Origin of the sequence: Amycolatopsis rifamycinica (assembly GCF_000695625.1) — a bacterium.
Taxonomy (GTDB): domain Bacteria; phylum Actinomycetota; class Actinomycetes; order Mycobacteriales; family Pseudonocardiaceae; genus Amycolatopsis; species Amycolatopsis rifamycinica.
The window spans coordinates 269815-292294 of sequence record NZ_JMQI01000062.1; the positions used below are offsets into that span (position 1 = coordinate 269815).

Consider the following 22480-nt stretch of genomic DNA (forward strand, 5'->3'; position numbering starts at 1 on the left):
TCAAGCAGTGAGGACAGGCCTTAGCGGCCGTATCCCTCGGCGGCCAGCACCTTCCCGATCTGGTCGTAGACCGCCGGGTCCTCCGGGGCCACCGTGGCGAGACCGTCGACGTAGCGGTTGAACATGCAGAACGCCGCGGCGATGAGGACCGTGTCGTGCAGTTCGACGTCGGTCGCGCCTTCCGCGCGGGCCGCCTCGATCAGCTCCGGCGTCACGGCGCGACCGGTCTCGCGCGTGGCGAGGGCGATCCGCAGCAGGGCCTTCAGCTTCTCCCCCACCGGTGCGTCGTCGACCCCGGCGCAGGCCGCGTCGACCACCGCGCGGCCGCCGTCGAGGGTCTCGGCCGCGGCGGCGGCGTGGCTGCCGTGGCAGAAGCGGCACTCGTTGCCGTTCGACACGACCGCCGCGATCAGTTCGCGCTCGCCGACCGTCAGGCTGCTCGGACCGCGCAGCAGGACCTGCGCCAGGTCGTTGAGCGGGACGGCGGTCTCGGGCCGGAACGCCATCAGCGACCGGATGCCGGGCAGCTGCGGGTCGAGCGGGATGTGCGGCATCGGTTCCTCCTGGCGGGGGCGAAAGATCGTCCCGCGCAGTCTCGCCGTCCGCGGCGGCGAGGCCAACCTCCGTGTTGCCCAACCGGCTGCCGCCGAACGTCCCAGTCCGGTTTCCGTTGTCCTGAGCGCCTTCCCGGGCCGGGCACCGGGCCCGGCGCGGACCCACGGGCCGCACAACGATCGCGCCGAAAACGTTCCAACTCCGCGGGGTGGCCGGTAGCGTCCTGGTCCATGCGGGTGAAGTGGGGGAAGAATGGACAACGCAGAGTGACCAAGCCGTGGCGGGCGGCCCCGAAGGCCGCCCTCTCCAGCCCGCTCACGCTCATCGTGGCGGCCGTGACCTCCCTGCTCGCCTGCTTCCTCGGCACGGCCGCGGTGCTGCAGGCGTCCGCGGCCGGCGGCGCGACGATCCGGTACCAGACGGGCATCACCTGCCCGGACAGCTACGGCCCGATGTTCGGCAAGGGCAACATGCCGGTCAAGGACATCCCGGCGGTGACCGGCGCGATCCAGCGCCACGCCGCCGCACACGGGTTCGGCGCCCCGGTCGTCGGCCAGTTCACGAACGTCCTGCGCGGCATCGAGTTCAACGGCGACCCGCACTACAAGGTCCGCTTCGGCTACCGCGACCAAGCCGGTCTGGACAACCTGTCGCTGCAGCAGGGCACGCGCGCGCCGGGACTGTGGCTGGGCAACGTGGTGGCCGACGCCGAGCACATCGGCGTCGGCGCGAAGCCGAGCCTGCAGGGCGTGGCGCTGCCGCCGGTCACCGGCATCTACCGCGACCTGCTCGACCCGCCGCCGCGGTGGTGGTGCTCCCAGCAGTCCGGGGCCGTCATCGACCGGCTGGTCGACGACCCGATCGACTCGACCGTCTTCGCCACCGACCGCAGGACCTTCGACGACACGATCAAGGCGATCGGCCTGCCGACGATGCAGTACTTCCACGTCTCCTTCTACGAGCCGGCACCGACGACGCTGAGCGCCGCGGAGGACCTGCTGCGGCGGTCCCAGGACCTCGTCGCCGACGTCCGCGCCGACCTGACCGCGCAGGGGCTCGGCTCGCTGATCGCCGCCGACGTCCCGACGTTCCGGCGTTCGGTGGAGATCTCCCGCCAGGCGCAGGACAACGTGCTCGTCTCGATCCTGCCGCTCGCGCTGATCAGCGTCCTGGTCGGCTGCGCCGGCCTCGGCACCGTCGCCCTGCAGTGGTACCAGCGGCGGCACGCCCAGCTGCGGCTGCTCTCCGCGCGCGGCAGCGGCCCCGCGGCGCTCGGCGGGCTCGCCGTCGCCGAGCTGGGCCTGCCGATCCTGCTCGGCGGGGCGGCGGGTGCGGTCGCGGCGCGGCTGCTGCTCGGCCTGTACGGCCCGCCCGGTGACCCCGATCCGGCGGCGGAGCTGCGGGCCGCCGGCGTCGCGGCCGGGACCCTGGCGGTGTCGCTGGTACTGCTGGCCCTGGTCGTCGCGGTGCGGGTGCACCGCGAGTTCGAACTGGGCCGGACGCGCCGGGGCCGCAGGCGGGTGCGGCTGCTGGCGTACTTCCCGTGGGAGCTCGCGACGGCGGGCATGGCGTGGCTGGGCTGGACCCGCCTCGCGCGCTACGGCACGGCTTCGCGGCTGGGCAACCCGCTGCCGCAGGTGGACCCGCTGGCCCTGACCTACCCGGTGTTCGTGGTGCTGACCGTGGGCCTGCTGACCGCCCGGCTGGCGTGGCTGGCGCTGCACGCCTCGCATCGGGCCCGGTTCTGGTCGCGTCCGGCGCTGCAGCTGGCGATCCGGCGGCTGGCCGGCGCCCGCGCCCCGGTGACCGGGGTGCTCGTCATCGGCACCCTCGCCATCGGCACGCTGGCCACCGGGATCGGCATCGCCGACGGCCAGGAAGAGGCCCTCGACACCAAGTCGGCGATCTTCGTCGGCGGCAACGCCCGCCTCGACACCGACAGCCCGATCGGCATGGGCGAGGTCGCGATGCCCGCGTCGCTGGCCGGGACGAGCACGGTGGTCGGCGAGCTGACCGGCACCGGCAGCGTGGTGCTGGTGGTCGACCCGGCGACGTTCAGCCGCGGCGCGGCCGTGGACCGGGTGCCCGCCGACGACCTGGCCGGGCTGCTCGGGAAGATCTCGCGGCCGGACCCGCGCGGCACGCCGGTGATCCGGGTCGGGCACACGGCCAAGCAGGACGCGAAGCTGCCGGCCGGCCTGCCCGGCGCGGTCGTCGCCGGCGACCTGCCGGTGTTCCCGATGATCGGCACGTCCCCCGGTTACGTCGTCTCGCGCACGGTGCTCAGCCACGCGCAGCTGGCCGGCATTCCGAAGTGGAGCGTGCTGACGAACGCGCCGATGGCGGAGGCGACGACCGCGCTGCGCGCCGCGGGGGTGTACATCCCCAACCGGGTCAGCCGGGAGTCCGCTTTGGACAGCCTGCCGTTCTTCGTGGTGTCGTGGACGTTCTCGTTCGTGGCCCTGCTGGGCGCGGTGCTGGGCGTGGTGGCGGTCCTGGCGCTGCTGGTGGCGGTCGAGGTCCGGCGGCGGCAGAACGCCCTGGCCGGGGCGCTGGTGCTGCGGATGGGCATGCGGCCGCGGACGCTGCTGGCCAGTCACCTGATGGAGCTGGGCGCGCTGAGCGGGCTGGCGATCGTCGTCGGGGTGGCGTGCGGGGTCTCGGTGGCGGGCCTGTCGGTGCCCCGGTTCGACCCGGCGACGTTCCTCGCGCCGCGGTCGGAGCTGCCGGATCCGCTGCCGTTCGTGCTGACCGTCGTCGTGATCGGCGTGGCGGTGGTCGCGCTGGCCGGCTGGATCGCGGTGCGCTCGGTGCGCACCGCCCGGACCGCGGAGCTGATCCGTGCCTGAGAAACCGATCTTCTCCCTGCGCGGCATCGGCGTCGACTACCCGACGCCCGCCGGCGTCGTCACCGGCGTCGACGACGTCAGCCTCGACGTGCCGGCGCGCGGGATGACCGTGCTCGCCGGGCCGTCCGGGTCGGGCAAGTCGACGCTGCTGCGGGTGCTGGGGCTGTTCGAAGCGCCCGCGCGCGGCACGCTGACGTTCCAGGGCGCCGACGTCCGCAAGCTCAGGCACCGCGAGCGGCGGGCGTTGCGGCGCCACCACCTGGGGCTGGTGTTCCAGAACCCGGCCGACAACCTGCTGGGCTACCTGACCGTGGCCGAGAACCTGCACGCCGCGGCCGAGGCGGCCGGGACCGAGTGCGTCGCCGAGGACATCCTCGGGCAGCTGGGCCTGCACGGCACCGGCGGCTGGAAGATCGCCGCGCTCTCGGGCGGGCAGCAGCAGCGGCTGGCGTTCGGGTGCGTGCTGGCCGCCCGCTCCACGGTGATCCTCGCCGACGAGCCGACGTCGCAGCTGGACGAGGCGTCGGCCGACCTGGTGCTCGACACCCTGCAGTACCTGGTGGACCAGGACTTCGCGGTCCTGGTCGCCTCGCACGACGAACGCCTGATCGACCTCGGCGCGCGGGTGGCCCGGTTGCACAAGGGCGCGCTCGAAGGCATCGAAGAACGGGAGCTGCCGGCATGACAGTCGTGGAAGCGGTCGGCTTGCGCCGCAGTTTCGCCCACCCGAGCGGCGACATCGAGGTGCTGCGCGGGCTGGAGCTGCGTGTCGGCGCGGGCGAGCTGGTGACGGTGTCGGGCCGGTCCGGGTCGGGCAAGAGCGCGTTGCTGGCCCTGCTGTGCGGGTTCGACTCCCCCGACTCCGGCTGCGTGCTGCTCGACGGCGTCCCGATCGGCGGCGCGCCGCCGTGGCACACCTGCGCGGTGCTGCCGCAGGCGCTCGGCCTGGCCAACGAGCTGACGATCGCCGAGAACGTCGCCCTGCCGCTGCGGCTGCGCTCGGACGTCCCGCGCCCGTCGCCGTCGGCGATCGCCGAGCGGGTCACCGGCCTGCTGGCCGAGCTGGGCATCGGCGAGCTCGGCGACCGCTACCCCCTGGAGGTGTCGTTCGGGCAGCAGCAGCGGGTGGCGCTGGCCCGCGCGGTCGCCGGGCGGCCGCGGGTCCTGCTCACCGACGAGCCGACCGCGCACCTGGACGCCGGGTCGACGCCCCGGGTGCTGCGGCTGCTGCGCCGCTGCGCCGAGGAGGGCGCCGCGGTGCTCGTGGCGACCCACGACGAGGAGGTCCACCGCATCGCCGACCGCCGCGTCCGCCTCCTCGACGGCGTGCTCACCGCGCTGCTGGACTGACCGGGGCCCCGGAGTCCGGCACGCCGGCGTAATCGGGCAGCTCGACGCCGTTGATCGCGCGCTCGATCAGCGGCATGAGCGCTTCCATGTCGGGCTCGGCGGTCGCGGCGTCCGCGTCGCGGCTGCGGACGTGCAGCCGGCCGATCTCCTGGTTGGCTTCGACGTAGGAGCGCATCCGCGTCTCGTAGCCGGCGAACCCGGCGGCGGGGTCCCAGCCGGCGGCGGCCAGTTCGCCGGCCAGCAGGTACGCGCCGACCAGGGCCAGCCCGGTGCCCCCGCCCGACATCGGCGACGAGCAGAACGCCGCGTCGCCGATCAGTCCCACCCGGCCGTCCGACCAGCGGTCCATCACCACCTGGGCGACCTGGTCGAGGTAGAAGTCCGGGGTGTCGTCCAGGTGCGCGAGGATGCGCGGCGTCCGCCAGCCCAGGCCGGCCATCCGCTCCCGCAGCAGCCGCTTCTGCGCTTCGACGTCGCGGTGGTCGACGTCGAAGCCGTCCGCCGGGAAGGAGAGCATGGCCATCGCCCGGGTGGGGTCCCTGAGGGGCCGCAGCCCGGCCGAGCGGCCCTCGTGCTGGTGGTCGAGCATCCAGCGGTCGATCCCGAATTCGTTGGGCACGCTGTAGAAGGCCAGCACGAGCCCGAGGTGGCGGACGAACCGCTCGCGCGGCCCGAAGACCATCGCGCGCAGCGCCGAGTGCAGCCCGTCGGCCCCGATCACCAGGTCGAAGCGCCGCCGGTCACCACCCGCGAAGGTCACGTCGACGCCGTCGGCGTCCTGGGCCAGTTCGGCGATCCGGTCCCCGAAGACGTACTCGGCGCCGTCTCGGGTGTCGTCGTAGAGCACCTGGGACAGGTCGCCGCGCAGGATCTCGATGTCCGCGATGTACCCGTCGCCGCCGTCGTCGTCCGCGCTGAAGGTCTCCAGCACGGTCCCGTCGGCGTCCACGGTGTGCGCGCCGGCGGTCTCGGTGCGGGCCGCGCGCACGGCCGCGTCCAGGCCCATCCGCCGGATGACCTCCTTGGCCACGCCGCGCGCGTCCACCGCCTGCCCGCCGGGACGCAACCCGGGCGCCCGCTCCACCACGGTCACCTCGGCTCCCCGCCGGCACAGCCAATGGGCCAGCGCGGGCCCCGCGATGCTCGCCCCGGTCACCAACACCCTGCTCCCGCTCACCGCGGTCCCCCCATCGCCGTCCGGATGCCGGTCCGGAGTGTAGCGGCGGTGGCCGCGCCAACCGATCAGGAATCGAGAAGCGCTGGTCAGCGGGCCGGCCATAGCGTCATCGACGTACCGCAGACCACGAACTTCAGGAGCACCGAAGATGAGCACCCAGGGGATCAAGACCGTGCTGCACCCCGTCACCGACCTCGCCGCCGCCAAGGCCGTCTACACCGCGCTGCTGGGCATCGAGCCGCAGGCCGACGCGCCCTACTACGCCGGCTACGACGTCGAAGGCCAGCACATCGGTCTCGTGCCGAACGGCGCGCAGCAGGGCATGACCGGGCCGGTGACGTACTGGCACGTCGGTGACATCGAGGCGAAGCTCGCCGAGGTGACCGCGGCGGGCGGGACGGTCAAGGACGAGCCGAAGGACGTCGGCAACGGGCGCCTGGTGGCGACCTTCACCGACGCCGACGGCAACGTCCTCGGCCTGCTGCAGGACGCCCGGTCCTAATCGAGCGCGGTGGCCCGGCTGACCTCCTCCCAGGCGGCCAGGTCCGCCGCGACGGCCCGGTGGTGGGCGCGGATCGCCTCGACGGCGTCCGCGCCCAGCGCCAGCCGCAGCGGGGCGTCGTCGCTGCCGACCGCGCGGACGATCGCCGCGGCCGCCTTGGCCGGGTCGCCGGGCTGGGTGCCGTCCATGTTCTCGACCGCCGCGCGGGTTCCGCCGGTCGACACCGCGTAGGCGTCGATCGTGCGGGAGCGGTGCATGCGGCCGCCGCCGAACTCGGTGCGGAAGGCGCCCGGCTCGACGATCAGCACCCGCACCCCGAACGGCGCCACCTCCGCGGCGAGGGCCTCCGAGATGCCTTCCAGGGCGAACTTCGCCGCGCAGTACGCGCCGAAGCCGGGCATCGACAGCTGCCCGCCCATCGAGCTGATCTGCACCACCGTGCCGCTGCCCTGCGCGCGCAGGTGCGGCAGCACCGCCTTGGTGACCGCGACCGCGCCGAAGAACATCACGTCCAGCAACGCGCGCAGTTCGTCCATCGTGAGTTCTTCGACCGCGCCGACCGAACCGTTGCCGGCGTTGTTGACCACGACGTCGATCCGGCCGAACGCCTCGAGCGCCGCCTTCACCGCCGCGTCGATCTGCCCGGCGTCGGTGACGTCCAGTGCCGCGGTCCGGAGCCGGTCGCCGCCGCGGTCCCGCAGTCCGGCCAGGGTTTCCGGTCGGCGGGCGGTGGCCAGCACGCGGTCGCCCGCGGCCAGCGCGGCCAGGGCGATCTCCCGGCCGAAGCCGGCGGAGCAGCCCGTGATCAGCCAGACGCGGCTGTCGGTGTTCGTCATTTCTCGTTTCCTCCCAGTGCTTTCCTCCCTGCCATCCTGGGGACGATCACGGCCGGGCCGCCAACACCGATGTCCTGCCGCGGCTACAGTCGGAGCCTGTGACCCCCGAGTTGCGGCAGCTCCGCTACTTCGTCGCCGTCGCCGAGGCGACCAGCTTCACCCGCGCCGCCGCCGGGCTGCACCTGGCGCAGCAGTCGCTGTCCCAGCAGATCACCGTGCTGGAACGAGCCCTCGGCGCGCGGCTGTTCGACCGCGACGCGCGTGGCGCGCGGCTGACCGCCGTCGGCCGGCTCTTCCTGCCCGAGGCCCGCGCGGTGCTGGCCCGCGCCGAGGAAGCCGTCGCGACGCTCGGGCGGGCGGTGCGCGGCGAGATCGGCGAGGTCCGGCTCGTCTTCCTCACCACGACGGCGAACTACCTGCTGCCCCCGGTGGTCCGCGCGGTGCGGGAGCGGTTGCCCGGGCTGGCGGTGACGACCGCCGAGGCGTCGATCGCCGAGCTCGTCGAGGGCCTGCGCGAGGGCCGGTTCGACCTGGCGTTCACCCGGCCGCCGCTGGTCGGCGACCTGGTGTCGCGGACCCTGCTCACCGAGGAGGTGTGCGCGGTGCTGCCGGCGGACCACCCGCTGGCCGGGCGGGCGTCGCTGAAGCTGGCCGATCTGGCGGACGAACCCTGGGTGCTGACTCCGCGCAGCAGCTGGGAGCCGTGGCACCGCGGTTACGACGCCGACTTCGCCGCCGCCGGCTTCACCCCGCGAGTGGTGCAGCGGGCCGCCACCGTCCAGGGCCTGCTCGGGCTGGTCGCGGCGGGCGTCGGCGTCACCCGGCTGACCCGCTCGTCGCACAGCCTGCGCCGCGGCGGCGTGGCGTTCGTGCCCCTCGACGGGGATGTCGCCCGCACGGAGCTGGTGTGGGTGCCGGGCAACGACAACCCGGCGGTGCGCGCGATCGCCGACGTCGCGATCGGCCTCGCGGCGGCGACGGACCTGACTCAGGCGGGCTGACCGCTCTCGGTGGGCAGGCCGGCGCCCACCCAGTCCTCGATGCCTGCGGCGTACTTGCGGACGTCGGTGTAGCCCAGCCGTTCCAGCTGGGCGGCGACCTGGCCGCTGTTGGCGCAGGCGGGGTTCGAGCAATAGGTGACGATCGCGGCGGCCTTGTCCGGCAGCAGGGCCGGCGCCCTGTCCCTTCAGAACGTCTTGGCGGTGTCGCGGGCGGCTTCGTGGGCGACGCGGCCGAGTTCTTCGGCGTCGCCGGTGAGGGTGGGGTGGAACCGGATCTCGGTGACGTCGTCGATGCCCGTCCAGCCGAGCCAGCCGGTGAAGAACGGCGCCTGGAAGTCCGCGCCGAACCCGGCGCCGAGGCCCGGGGCCCACACCGCGCTGGTGTAGATGACCGCGGCGCGCTTGCCGCGGCCCGCCAGCAGGTGCCGGTAGCCGGTGACGGGGTCGACGCCGAAGACCCAGCCGGGCTGGGACACGACGTCGACGAACTGCTTGAGCACGTACGGCACGCCGGAGTTCCACATCGGCACGCTGAACAGGATCCGGTCGGCGGCGTCGAACCGGGCGAACGCCGCCCGCGCGGCCGCCCAGGCTTCGGCTTCCTCACCCTGCGGGGTGCCGCCGCCGAAGACGGTCATCTTGGCGCGGGCGGCGGCCGGGCCGAAGGCGGGCAGGGAGCCGTCCCACAGGTCCCATTCGTCGATGTCGGCGTCCGGGTGCAGGCCGCGGTAGGTGTCCAGGAAAGTAGCTGCCAGACGCAGCGACTGGGACGCTTCCCCTCGTGGGGACGCGGAAATGTGCAGCAGATCGGGCATCTCGAGGCTCCTCGGAAGAGTGTCGGCTTTCGCGAGACGAAGAATCGGACTAGAGTCCGCTTATGTCCTCAGACCGTAGCGGACCGGAGTCCGCTTCGTCAACGCCGGCCGAGCTGCCGGTCCTCGGCGCGCCCGTCCGCGAGCGGGCGGACGCCGCCCGCAACCGGATCCGCGTCCTGGAAGCCGCCGAGAAGCTCTTCGCCGAACGCGGCGTCGACGCGGTGACCATGGACGACGTCGCGGGCGCCGCCGGCGTCGGCAAAGGCACGCTTTACCGCCGCTTCGGCGACAAGGGCGGCCTCGCCATGGCCCTGCTCGACCAGCGCGAACGCGAACTGCAGGAACGGATCCTCACCGGTCCGCCACCGCTGGGCCCTGGCGTCGGGCCCGCGGACCGCCTCGGCGCGTTCGTCGAGGCCTACCTCGAACTCCTGGACCGGCAACTGGACCTCGTCCTGCTCTCGGAAACCGCCACGACCGGGGCCCGGTTCCGCACGGGCGCGCACACCCTGTGGCGGCAGCACTGCCGGCACCTGCTCGAAGCGGGCGGCGCCGACGGCGCCGAGATCGCCGCGGACGTCCTGCTCGCGGCGCTCGCGGCCGAGCAGGTCCGGCACTGGCGGCGGGACCGGGAGATCAGCGCCGCGGCGCTGGCGCGGTCGCTCGTCCGGCTGGTGCGGACCTGGCTGCCGTGACGCACCGTGTCCGCCGCTCGGCCGGTCCGTAGAATCGGCGGCGATGCGTCGTCTTCGGTGGTACTGGGGAGCCCTCGTCCTCGCGTGCGTGGCCCTGCTGGCCGGCTTCTTCGTCTTCTTCGGCTCCGAGAGCGAACCCGGGCAGCCGCAGCCGCGGCAGGGCCCGCCGGGCACCGGCCCGCTCACCGTCGTCGCGATGGGCGACAGCACCGTCTCCGGCGAGGGTGCCGGCCAGTACACCGCCACCACCAATGGCGAGGGCGGCAACTGGTGCCACCGCTCCCCCAACGCCTTCGTCGAGAAGATCGCCGCCCCGGGCATCACCGCGCACGTCAACCTCGGCTGCTCGGGCGCGCCCGCCGAGCAGGTCGCGCTCGGCGACGTCAAGCAGTGGACCGAAGACTCGCAGGCGCGGCAGCTGGCCGCGCTGGTCAAGGACCACCGGGTCGCGGCGGTGGTGATCGCGGTCGGCGCGAACGACGAGCCGAAGTTCTCCAACCAGGTCAACGACTGCGTCAAGGCGTGGTTCAACGCCGGCGGCCCGCCGTGCAGCACGGCGCTGAAGGAGAGCTGGAAGTCCAAAGTGGACGCCATGGTGCCGAAGGTGGCGAAGGCGGTTTCGGACGTCAAGGCGGTACTGGCGCAGGCGGGGTACGTGCCCGCGGACTACCAGCTGATCCTGCAGTCCTACGCGGCTCCGATCGGCCCGGACCTGCCGGAGGACCTGCGCAGCCTCAACGGCTGCCCGTTCCGCACCGAGGACCTGCGCTGGATCGCCCAGACCGGCATCGGCGTGCTGTCCTCCGGCCTGAAGGCCGCCGCCCAGCAGGCCGGGGCCCGGTTCCTGGACCTGGCCAAGGCGGGCGTCAAGCACGAGGCCTGCAGCGGCGGCCCCAACCCGGCGACGGAGTGGTTCACCCGGCTGACGTTCCAGCTGGCCGACCTCGGCCGGGCCGAGCGCGCCGGACACGCGCTGCAGGAGTCGTTCCACCCCAACGCCACCGGTCACGCGGCGATCGCCGGCTGCCTGACCGAGTTCATCGCCGCCAAGGACGGCAACGCCGCCTGCCTCGCCGGCGCGGACGGCAAGCTCCACGCGGTCCCGGAGGTCGTGGCCCGCTGACCGGCCCGGTACGCGAGCCGGCCCGTCAGGGGACCTTGCGCACGGAGGTCGTCTCCACGTCGGCGGGGATCCCGTCCGATGCTGTCGGCCGCAGCGGCGGCAAGGGGACGCCGTGGGTGTCGACGAGGACCGAGTGGGCCTCGCCGGGCGCGAAGGCGTGGCGTTCGCCCCACTGCCGCAGCGCGACGATGACCGTGAACAGGTCGCGCCCGGCCGGGGTCAGGACGTAGACCTGCCGGCGGCCCGAGGGGGCGGTCCGCCGGTCGAGGACGCCGCGCTCGACCAGGCGGTGGAGCCGGTCGGTGAGGATGTTGCGGGCGATGCCGGTGCGCTGCCGGAAGTCGGTGAACGAGCGGGCGCCGTCCATGGCGTCGCGCACGACGAGCAGGCTCCAGCGGTCGCCGACGAGGTCGAGCGTGCGCGCCACCGGGCAGTTCGGGTCGGTCCAGCTCTCGGTCACCACACCTCCGGAAGAGTTGCTGTTTGAAACCATTCTGCCTTACGGTCGAATCAGTGGCAAATAGCTACCGATGGGGGCGGGATGGGTCGGAACACAGTGCCGGCGGCGGTGTGCGCGGTCGCGGTGGCGAGCCTCTACGCCGCGCAGCCGGCGCTCGCGGGGATCGGCGCGGACCTGGGCGTGCCGCCGGCGGGCCTCGGGTGGATCGTCGCCGCCGGCCAGCTCGGCTACCTGGCGGGACTGGCGCTGCTCGTCCCGTTGGGCGACCTGCGGGATCGCCGCGGGCTGATCACGGGACACCTGGTGCTGACGGCGGCCGGCGCGGTGGTCGCCGCGGCCGCGCCCCGGCTCTGGGTGCTGCTGGCCGGCCTGGCCGTCGCCGGGCTGTTCGCGGTCGTCGTCCAGACGACCGTCGCCTACGCCGCGGCGAGCGCCACGCCCGCCGAACGCGGCCGCACCCTGGGCGCGGTGACCTCCGGGGTGGTCCTCGGCATCCTCGGCGCCCGCGTGGCGGCCGGGGCGCTGGCGACGGCGTGGGGCTGGCGCAGTGTGTACGTCGTGCTCGCCGTGCTCCTGCTGACGCTGGCCGCGGTGGCACGGAAGACGCTGCCGCCCGATCCGCGCACCGGCCGCTCCTCCTACGGGGACGCGCTGATCTCGCTGGCCGGGCTGTTCCGCGACCGGCTGTTCGTCTCGCGCGGCCTGATCGCGTTCTTCCTCTTCGCCTCGTTCGGCACGCTGTGGAGCGGGCTCGCGCTGCCGCTCGCGGCCGCGCCGTGGCGGCTGAGCGCGGCGCAGATCGGTCTGTTCGGGCTGGCCGGGCTGGTCGGCGCGCTGGGTGCCGCGCGGGCGGGACGCTGGGCGGACGCGGGCTACGCCCGGGCCGTCACCGGCGGGGCTCTCGCGTTGCTCGCCGTCTCGTGGGCGGCGATCGGGCAGACGTCGTGGGCGCTGTGGCTCGTGGCCGCCGGCGTGGTCGTGCTCGACTTCGCCGTGCAGGCCGTGCACGTGAGCAACCAGCACCTGCTGACCACCGCGCACCCGGACGCGACCAGCGGCGCGATCGGCGGCTACATGCTCTTCTACTCGCTCGGCTCGGCCTTGGGCGCCACCGCGACGACGACCGCGTTCGCCGTCGCGGGCTGGGCGGGCTCCAGTGTCCTCGGTGCCGTGTTCGCCCTCGGTGCCTTGGCGGTCTGGGCGGCCGGCCTCAGAGATCCAGGGCGGCCCGCAGGGCGATGTCGATGCGTTCCTGGACGTGCTGGTCGATCTCGGCGATCCGCTCGTCGAGCCAGGGCCGGTAGAGCCGGGTGAGGTTGAGCGTCGAGACCCAGTAGCGGGCGTCGATCGCGACGCCGAGGATGTCCATCGGGTCGCGGTCGAGGAGCTCGGTGCCGAGCAGCCAGGGCCGCTCGGACTCGTTCACCCCGTCCGAGGACAGCAGCACCACCGTGCGCTGCCGGGCCGGTTCGGTCGGGGGGTGGTACGTCCAGACTTCACCCCTGCGCACGCAGATCCTTTTCCGCCGCGGTGCGCTCGGCCTCGTCCGATTCCGCGACGGCCGGTTCCGGCTTCTGCGGGGTGTAACCCGTGCGCACCGCCTCGCGCCTGGCCGCCTTCGACAGCCAGGACGAGACCGAGATTCCGTGGGCTTTCGCGGCTCGTTCGGCGAATTCCAGGGCGCCGCTGTCCAGCGAAAGAGTGACCTTACGTGTTGCCATACCTTTTACCGTACCAGCGCCCCGGCCGCCGGGCGGAGCGCTGTGTCAGAACGTGGGCGAACGTCCCTCGAACGGCGTAGAGAGCACCACGGTCGTGCGGGTCGACACCTTCGCGGCTTCTCGGATCCTGCGCAGCAGGTCCTCCAGCGCCAGCGGCGACTGGACGCGCACCAGCAGGATGTAGGACTCGTCGCCGGCCACCGAGTAGCACGACTCGATCTCCTTGATGTGCTGGATCCGCTGCGGGTAGTCGTCGGGCGCCGCCGGGTCGTTCGGCGTCAGCGAGATCAGGGCCGTCAGCGGGAGGCCGATCTGCTCGCCGTCGAGCCGCGCGGTGTAGCCGAGGATGACCCCGCGCTGCTCGAGGCGGCGCACCCGCTGGTGCACCGCCGACACCGACAGCCCGACCCGCTCGGCGAGGTCGGTGAAGCTGCGCCGCCCGTCCGCCGCGAGCTCCTGGACGATCGACTGGTCCAGCGGCTCCAGGCCGCCGGTGGTCATGCGTCCAGCACGACGAGCTCGTGCGGCTGGTTGTTGACGGACTCGACGCCGTCCTCGGTGACGATGACGATGTCTTCGATCCGGGCGCCCCACCGGCCCGGCTGGTAGATGCCCGGCTCGACGCTGAAGGCCATGCCCGGCTCCAGCGGCAGGGCGTTGCCCGCGATGATGTACGGCTCCTCGTGCACGTCCAGGCCGATGCCGTGCCCGGTGCGGTGGATGAAGTACTCCCCGAAGCCCGCTTCGGCGATGACGTTCCGCGCGGCCGCGTCGACGGCCTCGGCGGTGACGCCCGGCTTGACGGCGGCCACCGCGGCGGCCTGGGCGCGCTGCAGCACCGCGTAGGTCTCGGCCACGTCGGCGTCCCGCGGCTCGCCGACGGCGTAGGTGCGGGTGGAGTCGGAGTTGTAGCCGGCCGGCAGCGGGCCGCCGATGTCGACGACCACGACGTCACCCTTCTCGATGACGCGTTCGGAGACGTCGTGGTGCGGGCTCGCCCCGTTCGGGCCGGAGCCGACGATCACGAAGTCCGCCTGGACGTGGCCCTCCTCGACGATGGCCGCGGCGATGTCGGCGCCGACCTCGGCCTCGGTGCGCCCCGGCCGCAGCCACTCGTGGACGCGCGCGTGCACCCGGTCGATCGCCGCGCCGGCTTCGCGCAGCGACGCGATCTCGGCGGCGTCCTTGCGCATCCGCAGTTCCCGCACCACCGGCCCGGCCAGCGTCTGCTCGGCGTCCCCGAGCGCGGCCCGCAGCGCGAGCACGTGCAGCGCGGGGGTGAAGTCGCTGACGGCGACCCGCCCCGGCTTGCCGAGCCGGTCCGCGACGAGCTTGTACGGGTCGTCACCGTCGACCCAGGTGAGCAGCTCGACGCCGAGCTCGTCGGTGGGGACGTCGGCGTACCCGGGTGCCTCCAGCTTCGGCACGACCAGCGCGGGGGTGCCGTCGGCGGGCACGACGAGGGTGGTGAGCCGCTCGAACGAGCCACCGGCCTGGCCGAGCAGGTACCGCAGGTCGGAGCCGGGCGCGATCAGCAGGGCATCGGTGCGCGCGGCGGCCGCGGCGGCACGGGCACGGTCCAGCCGGGCCCGCAGGGCGGCGGCGTCGGGAGCGGGCGTGTGAAGGGATCGGCGCGACATGGGGCCGAGCCTAGTGGGGCGGTCCCGCCGGCGGACGCGCCCGGGGCCACGACATGCCGGGCCGGGTGACCCAACCCCCGCCGGCCGTCGCCGCGGTGTGGCGATCGCCGGTCAGGGTCCGCGCGGGCCGGGTGCGCGTGACACCGGGCGGCGCGCGGTGGCCGGGTTGGCGTGGCGGGCCTTCAGGCCGTCCGAGCGGGCCGGTCCGACGGCGGCCACACGTACGGCAGGTCCGGCGACACCCCGGGAAACCGCGCGCCGTAGTACTCCGGGTCCTTCCGCACCAGCGCCGACTGGTGGCTGCGGTGGAGCGCTTCGTCGCCCAGCCACGGTGGCACGTCGCCCGCCGCCGTGAGTTCGGCCTGGGTTCGGACCTTCGTGGTGCTCACCGATCGGGTGAACTCGTCCGCCAGCTTCACCGCGCACGTGTCCGCCGCGCCCAGCTCACACCACACCGCGCAGACCTCGAAGCCGTAGCGCGTCAACGCTTCTTCGTACCCCGTCCACATCTTCGCCGCCGGGTGGTGGCGCCAGCCGTAACCGGGAACCACGAGCGCGCGCAGCACCTGGAGCGCCTCCACGCGCTGCTTGCCGAGACGGCGGCGGTCGAGCGCGCGGGCGCTGGCGGTGAAGTCGGCGCACGGCAGGAACGTCTGCATCCCGGCCGGGTACCCCGGCACCCGCCCGCCGACGCGGGAAGATCGGCCGGGCCTCCGGCGGCCCCGGGAGCGGGGCCGCCGGAGGTTGTCAGCGGGGGCCGCCGCGTCCGCGGGTCGTGACGGCCGCCTCCGGTTCGACGCTCACCCGGGGGCGCAGGGGCCGGGCTTCGAGGCCCTCGACGTCGATCACCAGGAACCAGTGGGCGTTGGCCGGGATGTGGATCTTGAACATCGGTGCGGTGGCCACCCCGCCGTGCATCCGGTAGTACTGCCGGCGCCGGTAGGCCTGGAAGTTGACCGCGGTCAGGAGCCTGACGTTGGCCATCGCGTCCAGGCGGACGGTGACCACCGCGTCTCTTCGCACCTTCCCGAGGTCGAACACGCTCGCTTCCATTTCGTCCCTCTTCCACGCGTGGTTGTTCGGTTCGCATTCGGCTGGTCGCGGGCAGCGCGGATCGCGCCGCGGAGCACACGACGGGCGGAAGATCGGCAGGGGACTATCCGGGCCCGGTGCCCGGTTCGCAGGGCCGCCACAGCGGCACGAAGTCCCCGTGCGCCCAGGGTGACGCGCGGAAGTGGTGCGGAGCATGGCCTGCGGCCAGGAAGGCGGGCGGAACGCCGGCCCCGCCACCGGCAGCGACCTCGGGCGACGACGCGGGCGCGGGTACGGGGGCGCCGGGTCCCGCCGGCTCGTCCGCGGGACGCTCACCGCGGTGGCCGCTCGGCTGCCGGCCGGCGTGCCCCGGCGGCTCGGCCGCGGCGGCACAGGTGTGGCGGAGCGCCACCACGGCCTTCTCGGACGCCGGGGTGGCAGCGAGGTACCGGACCGCCGGCGCAGCGGTGGCCGCTGCGGGGGCGAGCGGGACCACGGGCCGGATGACGGAACCGGCCACGGGGCCGCCGACGCCATCGGCCACCGGGGCGACGACGGGCTCCCCGACATCGCCGGGAACGGGGGCGAGGACCTCGCCCAGGACGGGAGAGGTGGCACCGGTGACCGGTCGGACGACGCCGGTCAGGGCGCCCGTGACGGGCGCGAGAACCGGAGCGGCCGAACGCAGCACGGGCGCCACGACCGCGGCGGCGGTTCCGGTGACCGGGGAGACCACCGTGCGCACCACGGGTTCGACGGCGCGGACAACGCCTGCCACCGGTGCCACGACCACCGCGGCGGTGGCGCTCACCGGCGAAACCACCGCCCGCGCCACCGGCTCGGTAGAACCAACGGCACCCGCCACCGGCACTCCGGCCGCGGCCGCGATCCCGCCCACCGGCGAGACCCCGGCACCGACGGCACCCGCCACCGGCTCGACAACCGCGGCCACACCCGTGGCGACAGGCGCAGCCGCAACACCGCGCGCCACCGGCTCGGCGGAACCCACCCCCGCGCCCGCGGCCGCGCGCGTGGAAACCTGGGAAGCCTTCACCGCACCCGCACTCGCGGGCGCCACCACTGCCTTCGCAGCGCGCGAAACCGGCCCGGCCACGACATCGCCCACAGCGGCACTCAGCTCCGCGCTCCTCACCGGCTGAGCCACCTCCGGCGACGCAGGCGCGAGTGCCCCCACGACCGCCCCGATCGGGTCTCCGTCGGCCGAGGCCGCTTCGGCCTTGCCGGACGTCAACCAGAACACCAGCCACAGGCCCGCCACCGCGCCCGCCAGTACCAGCAGCCGGCGGGCGGCGACGGTTGCGCCGCCCACCTCGCGAGCCCGGGTCACGTCGGCGAACCTCCACGGTGAGAGCAGGCCTGGGACGTACCCTTCAACGGCTCAGGTCACACCCGTGCAACGGGCCGTCCGGCGCTTCCACTCGGTCGGCCTAGTGCTTCCGGGCCGGCCAGCCTGTCCGGAGACTCCAGTCGGGTGAGCAGGCTGGACCGGGTGTCCGGTCGGCGGTACCTCCGGCGAAATCAGGCTTCCTGCGCCCGCCGCTGTCCGGAGAGGGCGCCGAGCGCCGTGACGCCGTGCTGCAGCCCCTCGCGGAACGTCGCTCGCTGGCCCGGGCTCAGGTCGGCCAGGAGCGCGTTCTCCAGCTCCGCGACCGCCGGTGCGCAGCCCGCGAGCAGCTCGCGGCCGGCGTCGGTGAGCCCGGCCAGCAGGACCCGCTTGTTGCCCGCCTTCGGGGTCCGCGCGATCAGGCCGCGTTTCTCCAGCGCCAGCACCATTTCGTGCATGGTCTGCGGCCGCAGGAACGACCGGCGCGCCAGCTGGGCCGACGACAGCGCGCCGCTGGCCTCGAGCACGCTCAGCGCCGTGTACTGCAGCGTGGTGAGCCCGAGCGGCCGCAGCGCGTCGTCGAGCAGCGCCCTGATCACCAGCTCGAGCCGTTTGACCAGGTAAAGGGTCAACGGCGCGCCGGCGGGGTGCTCCTGGGCCGAGGTGCTCACGGCGCCCATCATGGCACGCGCCCGCCGCTATGCTCCGATCATGGACCTCGGGCGGCAGACCCGCGTGCGGCAGGCGTTCGACACCTTCTTCGGGGCTCCGGAACCGGCGTCGGGCCACCACGTCCTGGAACTCTTCCACCGCACCGCGGAAGCCGTGCCCGCGTACCGGAAGTTCCTGCGGGAGCACGGGATCGACCCCGCGAGCGTCACGACGATGGCCGATTTCGCGCGGCTGCCGCTCACGGACAAGGCCGGTTACCACCGGAAGTACCCGCTGCCCGAGCTGTGCCGCGGCGGGGCGTTCGACGGGCTCGACATGATCGCCGTCTCCTCCGGCTCCAGCGGCCACCCCACGATCTGGCCGCGCGCCCTCGAAGACGAGCTGCACGTCGCCCGCCGGTTCGAAACCGTCCTGGTCGACGCGTTCGAAGCTGATCGGCGTCGCACGCTGGCCGTCGTCTGCTTCCCGCTCGGCACCTGGGTGGGCGGCCTGTTCACCACCGCGTGCGTGCGCCACCTCGCCGCCAAGGGCTGCCCGATCACCGTCGTCGCGCCGGGCAACAACAAGGCCGAGATCCTGCGGGTGCTGCCCGAGCTCGCGCCGCACTTCGAGCAGGTGGTGCTGCTGGGCTACCCGCCGTTCGTCAAGGACGTCGTCGACACCGGCCTGGCCGGAGGCCTCGACTGGCCGGCGTACGCGATCAAGCTGGTGCTCGCGGGCGAAGTGTTCAGCGAGCAGTGGCGCGAACTGGTGGCCGCACGAGCCGGGATCGCCGAGCCCGTCCGCGACATCGCGTCGCTGTACGGCACGGCCGACGCGGGCGTGCTCGGCACCGAAACCCCCGTGTCGGCGAGCATCCGCCGGTTCTTCGCCGGCCGCCCGGAGCTGGCCCGCGAGGTCTTCGGCGACGCGCGGCTGCCGACGCTGGTGCAGTACGACCCGGCGAGCCGCTTCTTCGAGGTGCACGACGGCACGCTGGTCTTCACCGCGGACGGCGGCATCCCGCTGATCCGCTACCACATCGCCGACGACGGCGGGCTCCTGCCGCACGCCGAGCTCCTCGGTTACTGCGCCCGGCACGGCTTCACCCCGCCGCCGGGCCCCGAGCTGCCGTTCGTGTACGTGTTCGGCCGCTCGTTGTTCACGGTGTCGTTCTTCGGCGCGAACGTCTACCCCGAGAACGTCACCGTCGGCCTGGAGCAGCCCGGGATCAGCGACACCGTGACGGGAAAGTTCGTCATCGAGTCCACCGAGGACGCCGACCGCGACCGCCGGCTGCGGATCACCGTCGAGACGGCACCGGGCGCCACGGCCGACGCGGCCGCGATCGCGGCGGCCGTCCGGTCCCAGCTGCTGCGGTTGAACAGCGAGTTCGCCCACTACGTCCCGGCGGAGCGGCAGCTGCCGGACGTCGTCCTGCGCCCGGCGGGCGACCCCGAGTACTTCCCCGTCGGGGTCAAGCACCGCTACACGCGGCCGGCCTAGGGGCGGGCGAGCTTGCGGAACCGCTCGCGGCGCTCGTCGGCCGACGAGCCGTCGGCGATGTCGTCGTCGAACCAGGAGCCGAGCGCCGCCCAGAGTTCGGCGCAGCCCGCGAAGTCGTCGATCGTCGACTGCACGGCGAGCTCGGCGATGTCGGCGACCAGGTGGTCCAGGCGGCGGTCGCAGAGCCGGATGTACTCGCGGACGACGATGTTCGGGTCGAGGCCGGTCTTCGCGCGCGGGCCCGCCGCCCCGCGCAGCTGGGCGTGCAGGCTTTCCTCGCAGTACTGCGGGAACCCGGCGATCGAACCGGGGTAGCCGCACTCGGCCGACCATTCGCGGAACGCGGAGATCGCCTGGTAGCGCGTGTACCAGTCCTGCTTGCCCGCCGCCAGGCTCGCCAGTTTCCGCCAGGCGTCGCGATCGGCCGAGCGCCAGCGGTCGAGGGTGCGGCCGTCCGGGGCCGGGCCGGCGGCGTGCACGCGCCAGAAGTGCGCGCGGCAGCCCGCGATCTCGGCGACCAGCTGCCGGACGTAGCCGACCTGCTCCCAGACGTGGGCGCGTTGCGGCCGCAGCGGCGCCGCGCGGTCCGGGGAGAACGTCACCATCTCGAAGACGCGGAACAGCTCGTGGCCCCGCAGGGCCGCCAGGTCGGGGTCCTCCCCCATCACCCACGAGCGGCGCTCCGGCAGCCGTCCGCTGTGGCTGATCGTCGCCGCGTGGTAGAGCTCGCGGACCGCCCGGCGCGCCACCTCGTCACGGGCTTCGCCGAGCAGACGCGGGTTCCGCGCGCGGTCGCGCAGGTCGCGCTCGCCGCGGGGGCCGACTTCGAGCATCGCGACCGCGTACACGCTCGCCGCGTTGTAGCACTCCTCCCACGACCGGCGGGGCCCGGCGGCTTCGACGGTGTCGTCGAGCGCCTGCGGGTCCGGCGGCCAGCGCCGGTCCGGGCACACGTCGGCCAGCCGGACGCGGCTGCCGGGGTAGGCGGGCTGGGGCTCGGGCACCGCACCGGTGACCGGCTCGACGTCCGCCATCGCGCGCCGCAGCACCGACCACACCAGGGACAGGTCGAGGGCGCGGTTGGTCAGCTGGTGCCAGCTGCGGCGCCACCGGCGGCCGAACCGGCGGTAGTCCTCGATGAGCCGCTCGATCTCGTACTGGGACAGGGCGCCGAAGTACGAGCGCATCTCCGCGGCGCGCTGGTTGTACTCGGCCAGCTGCTCCGGCGTCGCCTCGTTGACCAGCAGTTCCTCGACCGGCACCTTGAGCACGCGCCGGTGCAGTTCGAGCCGCTTCTCCCGCGGGATCGCGTACGGGCGGGTCCGGACGTCGAGGTCGACGTAGCGGCGGAAACGCAGTTCGATCGCCGCCCGCAGTTCGGCGCGGCGCTGGGCCCGCGCGTCGCCGGGGACGCCGGCGGTGGTGCGCCGCACCCACCAGGACCCGGCCACGGAGTCGCCGTGGCCGAGGACGAGCGCGTGCCGGTAGCGGGCGATGAGCAGGGCGACGTCGCGGCCGCGGCCGGCGTGGCGGGGCTGGCGCGCGAAGTCGGCACCGATCCACCAGCGGGCCAGCCGCGGGTGGCCCCGGCTGCACACCGTGATGACGTCGTCGTAGGTGGCGAGCGCGTCGAGGTGCAGGTCGAGCTGTTCCTGCAGGGCGGCGATCTCGAGCCTGATGTAGACGTTCGCCGGGTCGAGGCTGACCGCGCGGTAGTACTCGGCCAGGGCTTCGTCGTAACGGCGGTAGGTGATGAAGTGGTTGGCGCGCTGGTAGGCGTCGAACAGCTCGTACGGGATCTTCGCGCCGCGCCAGGCGGCCCAGTGGATGTTCGTGCGGACGTACGCGCTGCGCGGGATGACCAGCGCGGCCACCGCGTTCGCGGCGCGGTGCAGCACGCGCGGCCAGTTCGCGTCCTCGATCACCAGTGGGCTCGCGGCGAAGCGCGGGACGCGCACGAGCTCCAGGATGAGCTGGTGGCGCCCGGCGGTGTTGCCCGGCCGGACGGTGCCGGTGACGGTGAACGCGGCGGGCGGCTGGGCCAGCCGGATCACCTTGGTGACCGCCTTCCACCAGCCGTCCGCGGCATCGCCGGCGTGCTCGACGATCTGGAGGAAGTCGTACGAGCTGCCGGCGCCCGGGACCGGGGTCGGGGTGTAGAGGCGGGAGTCGTTGAGGAACCGCTTGAAGGTGGCGGTCAGCTCGACGGCGGAGTCGATCTCGCGGTCGTGGCTGCCTTCGGGCCGCTCGTCGACGAACACCCGGATGTCGATCTGGTTGGCCCGGTAGGCGGCGGCTTCCAGCCGCGCCTTGCCGACGAAGTAGAGCGTGAGGACGGCGGAGACGAGCACCACGGACGTCTGCAGGACCGTCCAGGTGATCACCGTGGCGACCTTCGGATCCCGCACGAACGTCCAGGTCTGGAAGAACGGCAGGTACGGCACGACGGCGAAGCCGGCCGCGACGAGCCCGGCCGCCACCGCCGCCAGCCACCACCGGATCCGGTGGGCGGCGGGCAGTTCGGCCTGGTCGAAGCCCCCGAGTCGCCGCGCGTGCACCGTCCATCACCCCCTCGTGTCAGGTTACTCGCGGAGGGGGAGCGTTTTGTTACGGGCCGTTACCCGCCGGTTCGGCGTCGTCGGTTCCCCACCGGTTCGCTCTCCATCCGGTTACGCCCGATGGTCGGTCTAGTGCAGATGCACTATGCTGAGGGTTCACGGTTGAGCCGTCAGCCGCTGCCGGACGTTCCGCGCCCGGGCCGGCAGGCTGCCCTGTCCGGCATTCCTGCCCGCCGCGTCCGGTCCGCTTCAGCTGCCCGACGAAAGGGTGCCGCGATGGTTCCGCAACCGCGCTCGGCCGACCACCCGCTCACCGGCTGGCCCACCGCCGGCGGTCACATGTCGCTGCGCGTGCACTCCCCCGCCGCGGGCACGCTGCTGGTCGAGGTGACCGGCGAGATCGACCTCGGCACCGCCCGCCGCCTCGACCGGGTCCTGCAGGACCGCGTCCACCCCGAGCTCGCCGAGCTGGTCATCGACCTCGACCGGGTCACGTTCTTCTCCGTCGCCGGGCTGAACTCGCTGCTGCGTGCCCAGCTGCTCGCCGATTCGGCCGGGGCCCACCTGACCGTGGACGCCGGGCGGTCCCAGGCGGTGCGGCGGCTGTTCACGCTGCTGCCGACCGATTTCGACAGCGTCGCGAACGTCCGGCCGGTGCCCTGAC

24 protein-coding genes and 1 pseudogene are annotated in these 22480 nt (G+C 73.8%); 10 read left to right on the forward strand and 15 right to left on the reverse strand.

Annotation, left to right across the window (positions count from 1 at the left end; all coding sequences use genetic code 11):
* Nucleotides 1-20 precede the first annotated feature (20 nt).
* A complete protein-coding gene (locus DV20_RS29355; RefSeq protein WP_043786002.1) occupies nt 21-554 on the reverse strand; it encodes a carboxymuconolactone decarboxylase family protein in 534 nt (177 codons plus the stop codon).
* Nucleotides 555-821: 267 nt separating this feature from the next.
* Here DV20_RS29355 and DV20_RS29360 point away from each other — a divergent pair, with 267 nt between their 5' ends.
* From DV20_RS29360 to DV20_RS29370, 3 genes are read left to right on the forward strand one after another with little or no spacing between them, the layout of a single operon-like run.
* Complete coding sequence (locus tag DV20_RS29360; RefSeq protein WP_043786004.1) at nt 822-3404, forward strand: FtsX-like permease family protein; 2583 nt, start codon at nt 822-824, stop codon at nt 3402-3404.
* On the forward strand, nt 3397-4089 hold the full coding sequence (locus tag DV20_RS29365) for an ABC transporter ATP-binding protein (protein WP_043786006.1): 693 nt from the start codon (nt 3397-3399) through the stop codon (nt 4087-4089). Before DV20_RS29360 ends, DV20_RS29365 begins: the two co-directional genes overlap by 8 nt.
* Complete coding sequence (locus tag DV20_RS29370; RefSeq protein ID WP_043786008.1) at nt 4086-4754, forward strand: ABC transporter ATP-binding protein; 669 nt, start codon at nt 4086-4088, stop codon at nt 4752-4754. The genes DV20_RS29365 and DV20_RS29370 overlap by 4 nt, the downstream gene beginning before the upstream one ends.
* Here DV20_RS29370 and DV20_RS29375 read toward each other — a convergent pair.
* Nucleotides 4735-5931 carry an FAD-dependent monooxygenase gene (locus DV20_RS29375; RefSeq protein ID WP_200876522.1) on the reverse strand — a complete coding sequence of 399 codons (1197 nt, stop codon included), beginning with the start codon at nt 5929-5931 and terminating at the stop codon, nt 4735-4737. The two genes, DV20_RS29370 and DV20_RS29375, sit on opposite strands and share 20 nt — an antisense overlap.
* Nucleotides 5932-6079: 148 nt before the next feature.
* Here DV20_RS29375 and DV20_RS29380 point away from each other — a divergent pair, with 148 nt between their 5' ends.
* Entirely contained in the window at nt 6080-6433 is a 354-nt protein-coding gene (locus tag DV20_RS29380) for a VOC family protein (RefSeq protein WP_043786009.1), read from the forward strand.
* On the opposite strand, the gene DV20_RS29385 is transcribed toward DV20_RS29380, so the two are convergent.
* Nucleotides 6430-7269 (reverse strand): oxidoreductase, encoded by an 840-nt coding sequence (locus tag DV20_RS29385; protein WP_043786010.1) that lies wholly within the window; start codon nt 7267-7269, stop codon nt 6430-6432. The two genes, DV20_RS29380 and DV20_RS29385, sit on opposite strands and share 4 nt — an antisense overlap.
* A 98-nt stretch (nt 7270-7367) precedes the next feature.
* Between DV20_RS29385 and DV20_RS29390 the strand changes: the two genes are divergently transcribed.
* Nucleotides 7368-8270 carry a LysR family transcriptional regulator gene (locus DV20_RS29390; protein WP_043786011.1) on the forward strand — a complete coding sequence of 301 codons (903 nt, stop codon included), beginning with the start codon at nt 7368-7370 and terminating at the stop codon, nt 8268-8270.
* Here DV20_RS29390 and DV20_RS46770 read toward each other — a convergent pair.
* Together DV20_RS46770 and DV20_RS29400 are read right to left on the reverse strand one after the other, a co-directional pair.
* Nucleotides 8258-8449, reverse strand: a pseudogene (locus tag DV20_RS46770) (rhodanese-like domain-containing protein); the annotation flags it as partial. The gene DV20_RS29390 and the pseudogene DV20_RS46770 overlap by 13 nt on opposite strands.
* A 6-nt stretch (nt 8450-8455) precedes the next feature.
* A complete protein-coding gene (locus DV20_RS29400) occupies nt 8456-9085 on the reverse strand; it encodes an FMN-dependent NADH-azoreductase (RefSeq protein WP_043786012.1) in 630 nt (209 codons plus the stop codon).
* A 62-nt stretch (nt 9086-9147) separates the two neighbouring features.
* On the opposite strand from DV20_RS29400, the gene DV20_RS29405 reads away from it, so the two are divergent.
* A complete protein-coding gene (locus DV20_RS29405) occupies nt 9148-9780 on the forward strand; it encodes a TetR/AcrR family transcriptional regulator (protein WP_043786013.1) in 633 nt (210 codons plus the stop codon).
* 43 nt (nt 9781-9823) lie between these two features.
* Entirely contained in the window at nt 9824-10903 is a 1080-nt protein-coding gene (locus DV20_RS29410) for a GDSL-type esterase/lipase family protein (protein WP_200876523.1), read from the forward strand.
* A gap of 25 nt (nt 10904-10928) precedes the next feature.
* Here the strand turns inward: DV20_RS29410 and DV20_RS29415 are convergent, their stop codons facing one another.
* Entirely contained in the window at nt 10929-11396 is a 468-nt protein-coding gene (locus DV20_RS29415; RefSeq protein ID WP_051736178.1) for a winged helix-turn-helix transcriptional regulator, read from the reverse strand.
* 48 nt (nt 11397-11444) lie between these two features.
* On the opposite strand from DV20_RS29415, the gene DV20_RS29420 reads away from it, so the two are divergent.
* Complete coding sequence (locus DV20_RS29420; RefSeq protein ID WP_084093730.1) at nt 11445-12677, forward strand: MFS transporter; 1233 nt, start codon at nt 11445-11447, stop codon at nt 12675-12677.
* On the opposite strand, the gene DV20_RS29425 is transcribed toward DV20_RS29420, so the two are convergent.
* The 8 genes from DV20_RS29425 to DV20_RS29460 form a co-directional block, all read right to left on the reverse strand.
* The gene (locus DV20_RS29425) at nt 12574-12873 is read right to left on the reverse strand and encodes a hypothetical protein (protein ID WP_043786016.1); all 300 of its coding nucleotides are present in this window, start codon (nt 12871-12873) and stop codon (nt 12574-12576) included. The two genes, DV20_RS29420 and DV20_RS29425, sit on opposite strands and share 104 nt — an antisense overlap.
* Nucleotides 12860-13084: a hypothetical protein gene (locus DV20_RS29430; RefSeq protein WP_043786018.1), complete on the reverse strand. Its 225-nt coding sequence runs from the start codon at nt 13082-13084 to the stop codon at nt 12860-12862. Before DV20_RS29430 ends, DV20_RS29425 begins: the two co-directional genes overlap by 14 nt.
* A gap of 45 nt (nt 13085-13129) precedes the next feature.
* Complete coding sequence (locus tag DV20_RS29435) at nt 13130-13585, reverse strand: Lrp/AsnC family transcriptional regulator (protein ID WP_043786019.1); 456 nt, start codon at nt 13583-13585, stop codon at nt 13130-13132.
* Entirely contained in the window at nt 13582-14724 is a 1143-nt protein-coding gene (locus DV20_RS29440; protein WP_043786021.1) for a M24 family metallopeptidase, read from the reverse strand. Before DV20_RS29440 ends, DV20_RS29435 begins: the two co-directional genes overlap by 4 nt.
* 182 nt (nt 14725-14906) lie before the next feature.
* Nucleotides 14907-15383, reverse strand: a complete 477-nt coding sequence (locus DV20_RS29445; protein WP_043786117.1) for an MSMEG_6728 family protein — start codon at nt 15381-15383, stop codon at nt 14907-14909.
* A gap of 88 nt (nt 15384-15471) precedes the next feature.
* Nucleotides 15472-15777: a DUF1883 domain-containing protein gene (locus tag DV20_RS29450; RefSeq protein WP_043786022.1), complete on the reverse strand. Its 306-nt coding sequence runs from the start codon at nt 15775-15777 to the stop codon at nt 15472-15474.
* A gap of 103 nt (nt 15778-15880) precedes the next feature.
* On the reverse strand, nt 15881-17104 hold the full coding sequence (locus DV20_RS29455) for a hypothetical protein (protein ID WP_152603774.1): 1224 nt from the start codon (nt 17102-17104) through the stop codon (nt 15881-15883).
* Between the two features lie 191 nt (nt 17105-17295).
* Complete coding sequence (locus DV20_RS29460; protein WP_043786026.1) at nt 17296-17784, reverse strand: MarR family winged helix-turn-helix transcriptional regulator; 489 nt, start codon at nt 17782-17784, stop codon at nt 17296-17298.
* Nucleotides 17785-17812: 28 nt separating this feature from the next.
* Between DV20_RS29460 and DV20_RS29465 the strand changes: the two genes are divergently transcribed.
* A complete protein-coding gene (locus DV20_RS29465; protein ID WP_235191004.1) occupies nt 17813-19258 on the forward strand; it encodes a phenylacetate--CoA ligase family protein in 1446 nt (481 codons plus the stop codon).
* Here the strand turns inward: DV20_RS29465 and DV20_RS29470 are convergent.
* The gene (locus DV20_RS29470) at nt 19255-21816 is read right to left on the reverse strand and encodes a tetratricopeptide repeat protein (RefSeq protein WP_043786027.1); all 2562 of its coding nucleotides are present in this window, start codon (nt 21814-21816) and stop codon (nt 19255-19257) included. The genes DV20_RS29465 and DV20_RS29470 overlap by 4 nt on opposite strands.
* A gap of 276 nt (nt 21817-22092) precedes the next feature.
* On the opposite strand from DV20_RS29470, the gene DV20_RS29475 reads away from it, so the two are divergent.
* Nucleotides 22093-22479 carry an STAS domain-containing protein gene (locus DV20_RS29475; protein ID WP_043786029.1) on the forward strand — a complete coding sequence of 129 codons (387 nt, stop codon included), beginning with the start codon at nt 22093-22095 and terminating at the stop codon, nt 22477-22479.
* The last annotated feature ends 1 nt before the right edge of the window (nt 22480 follow it).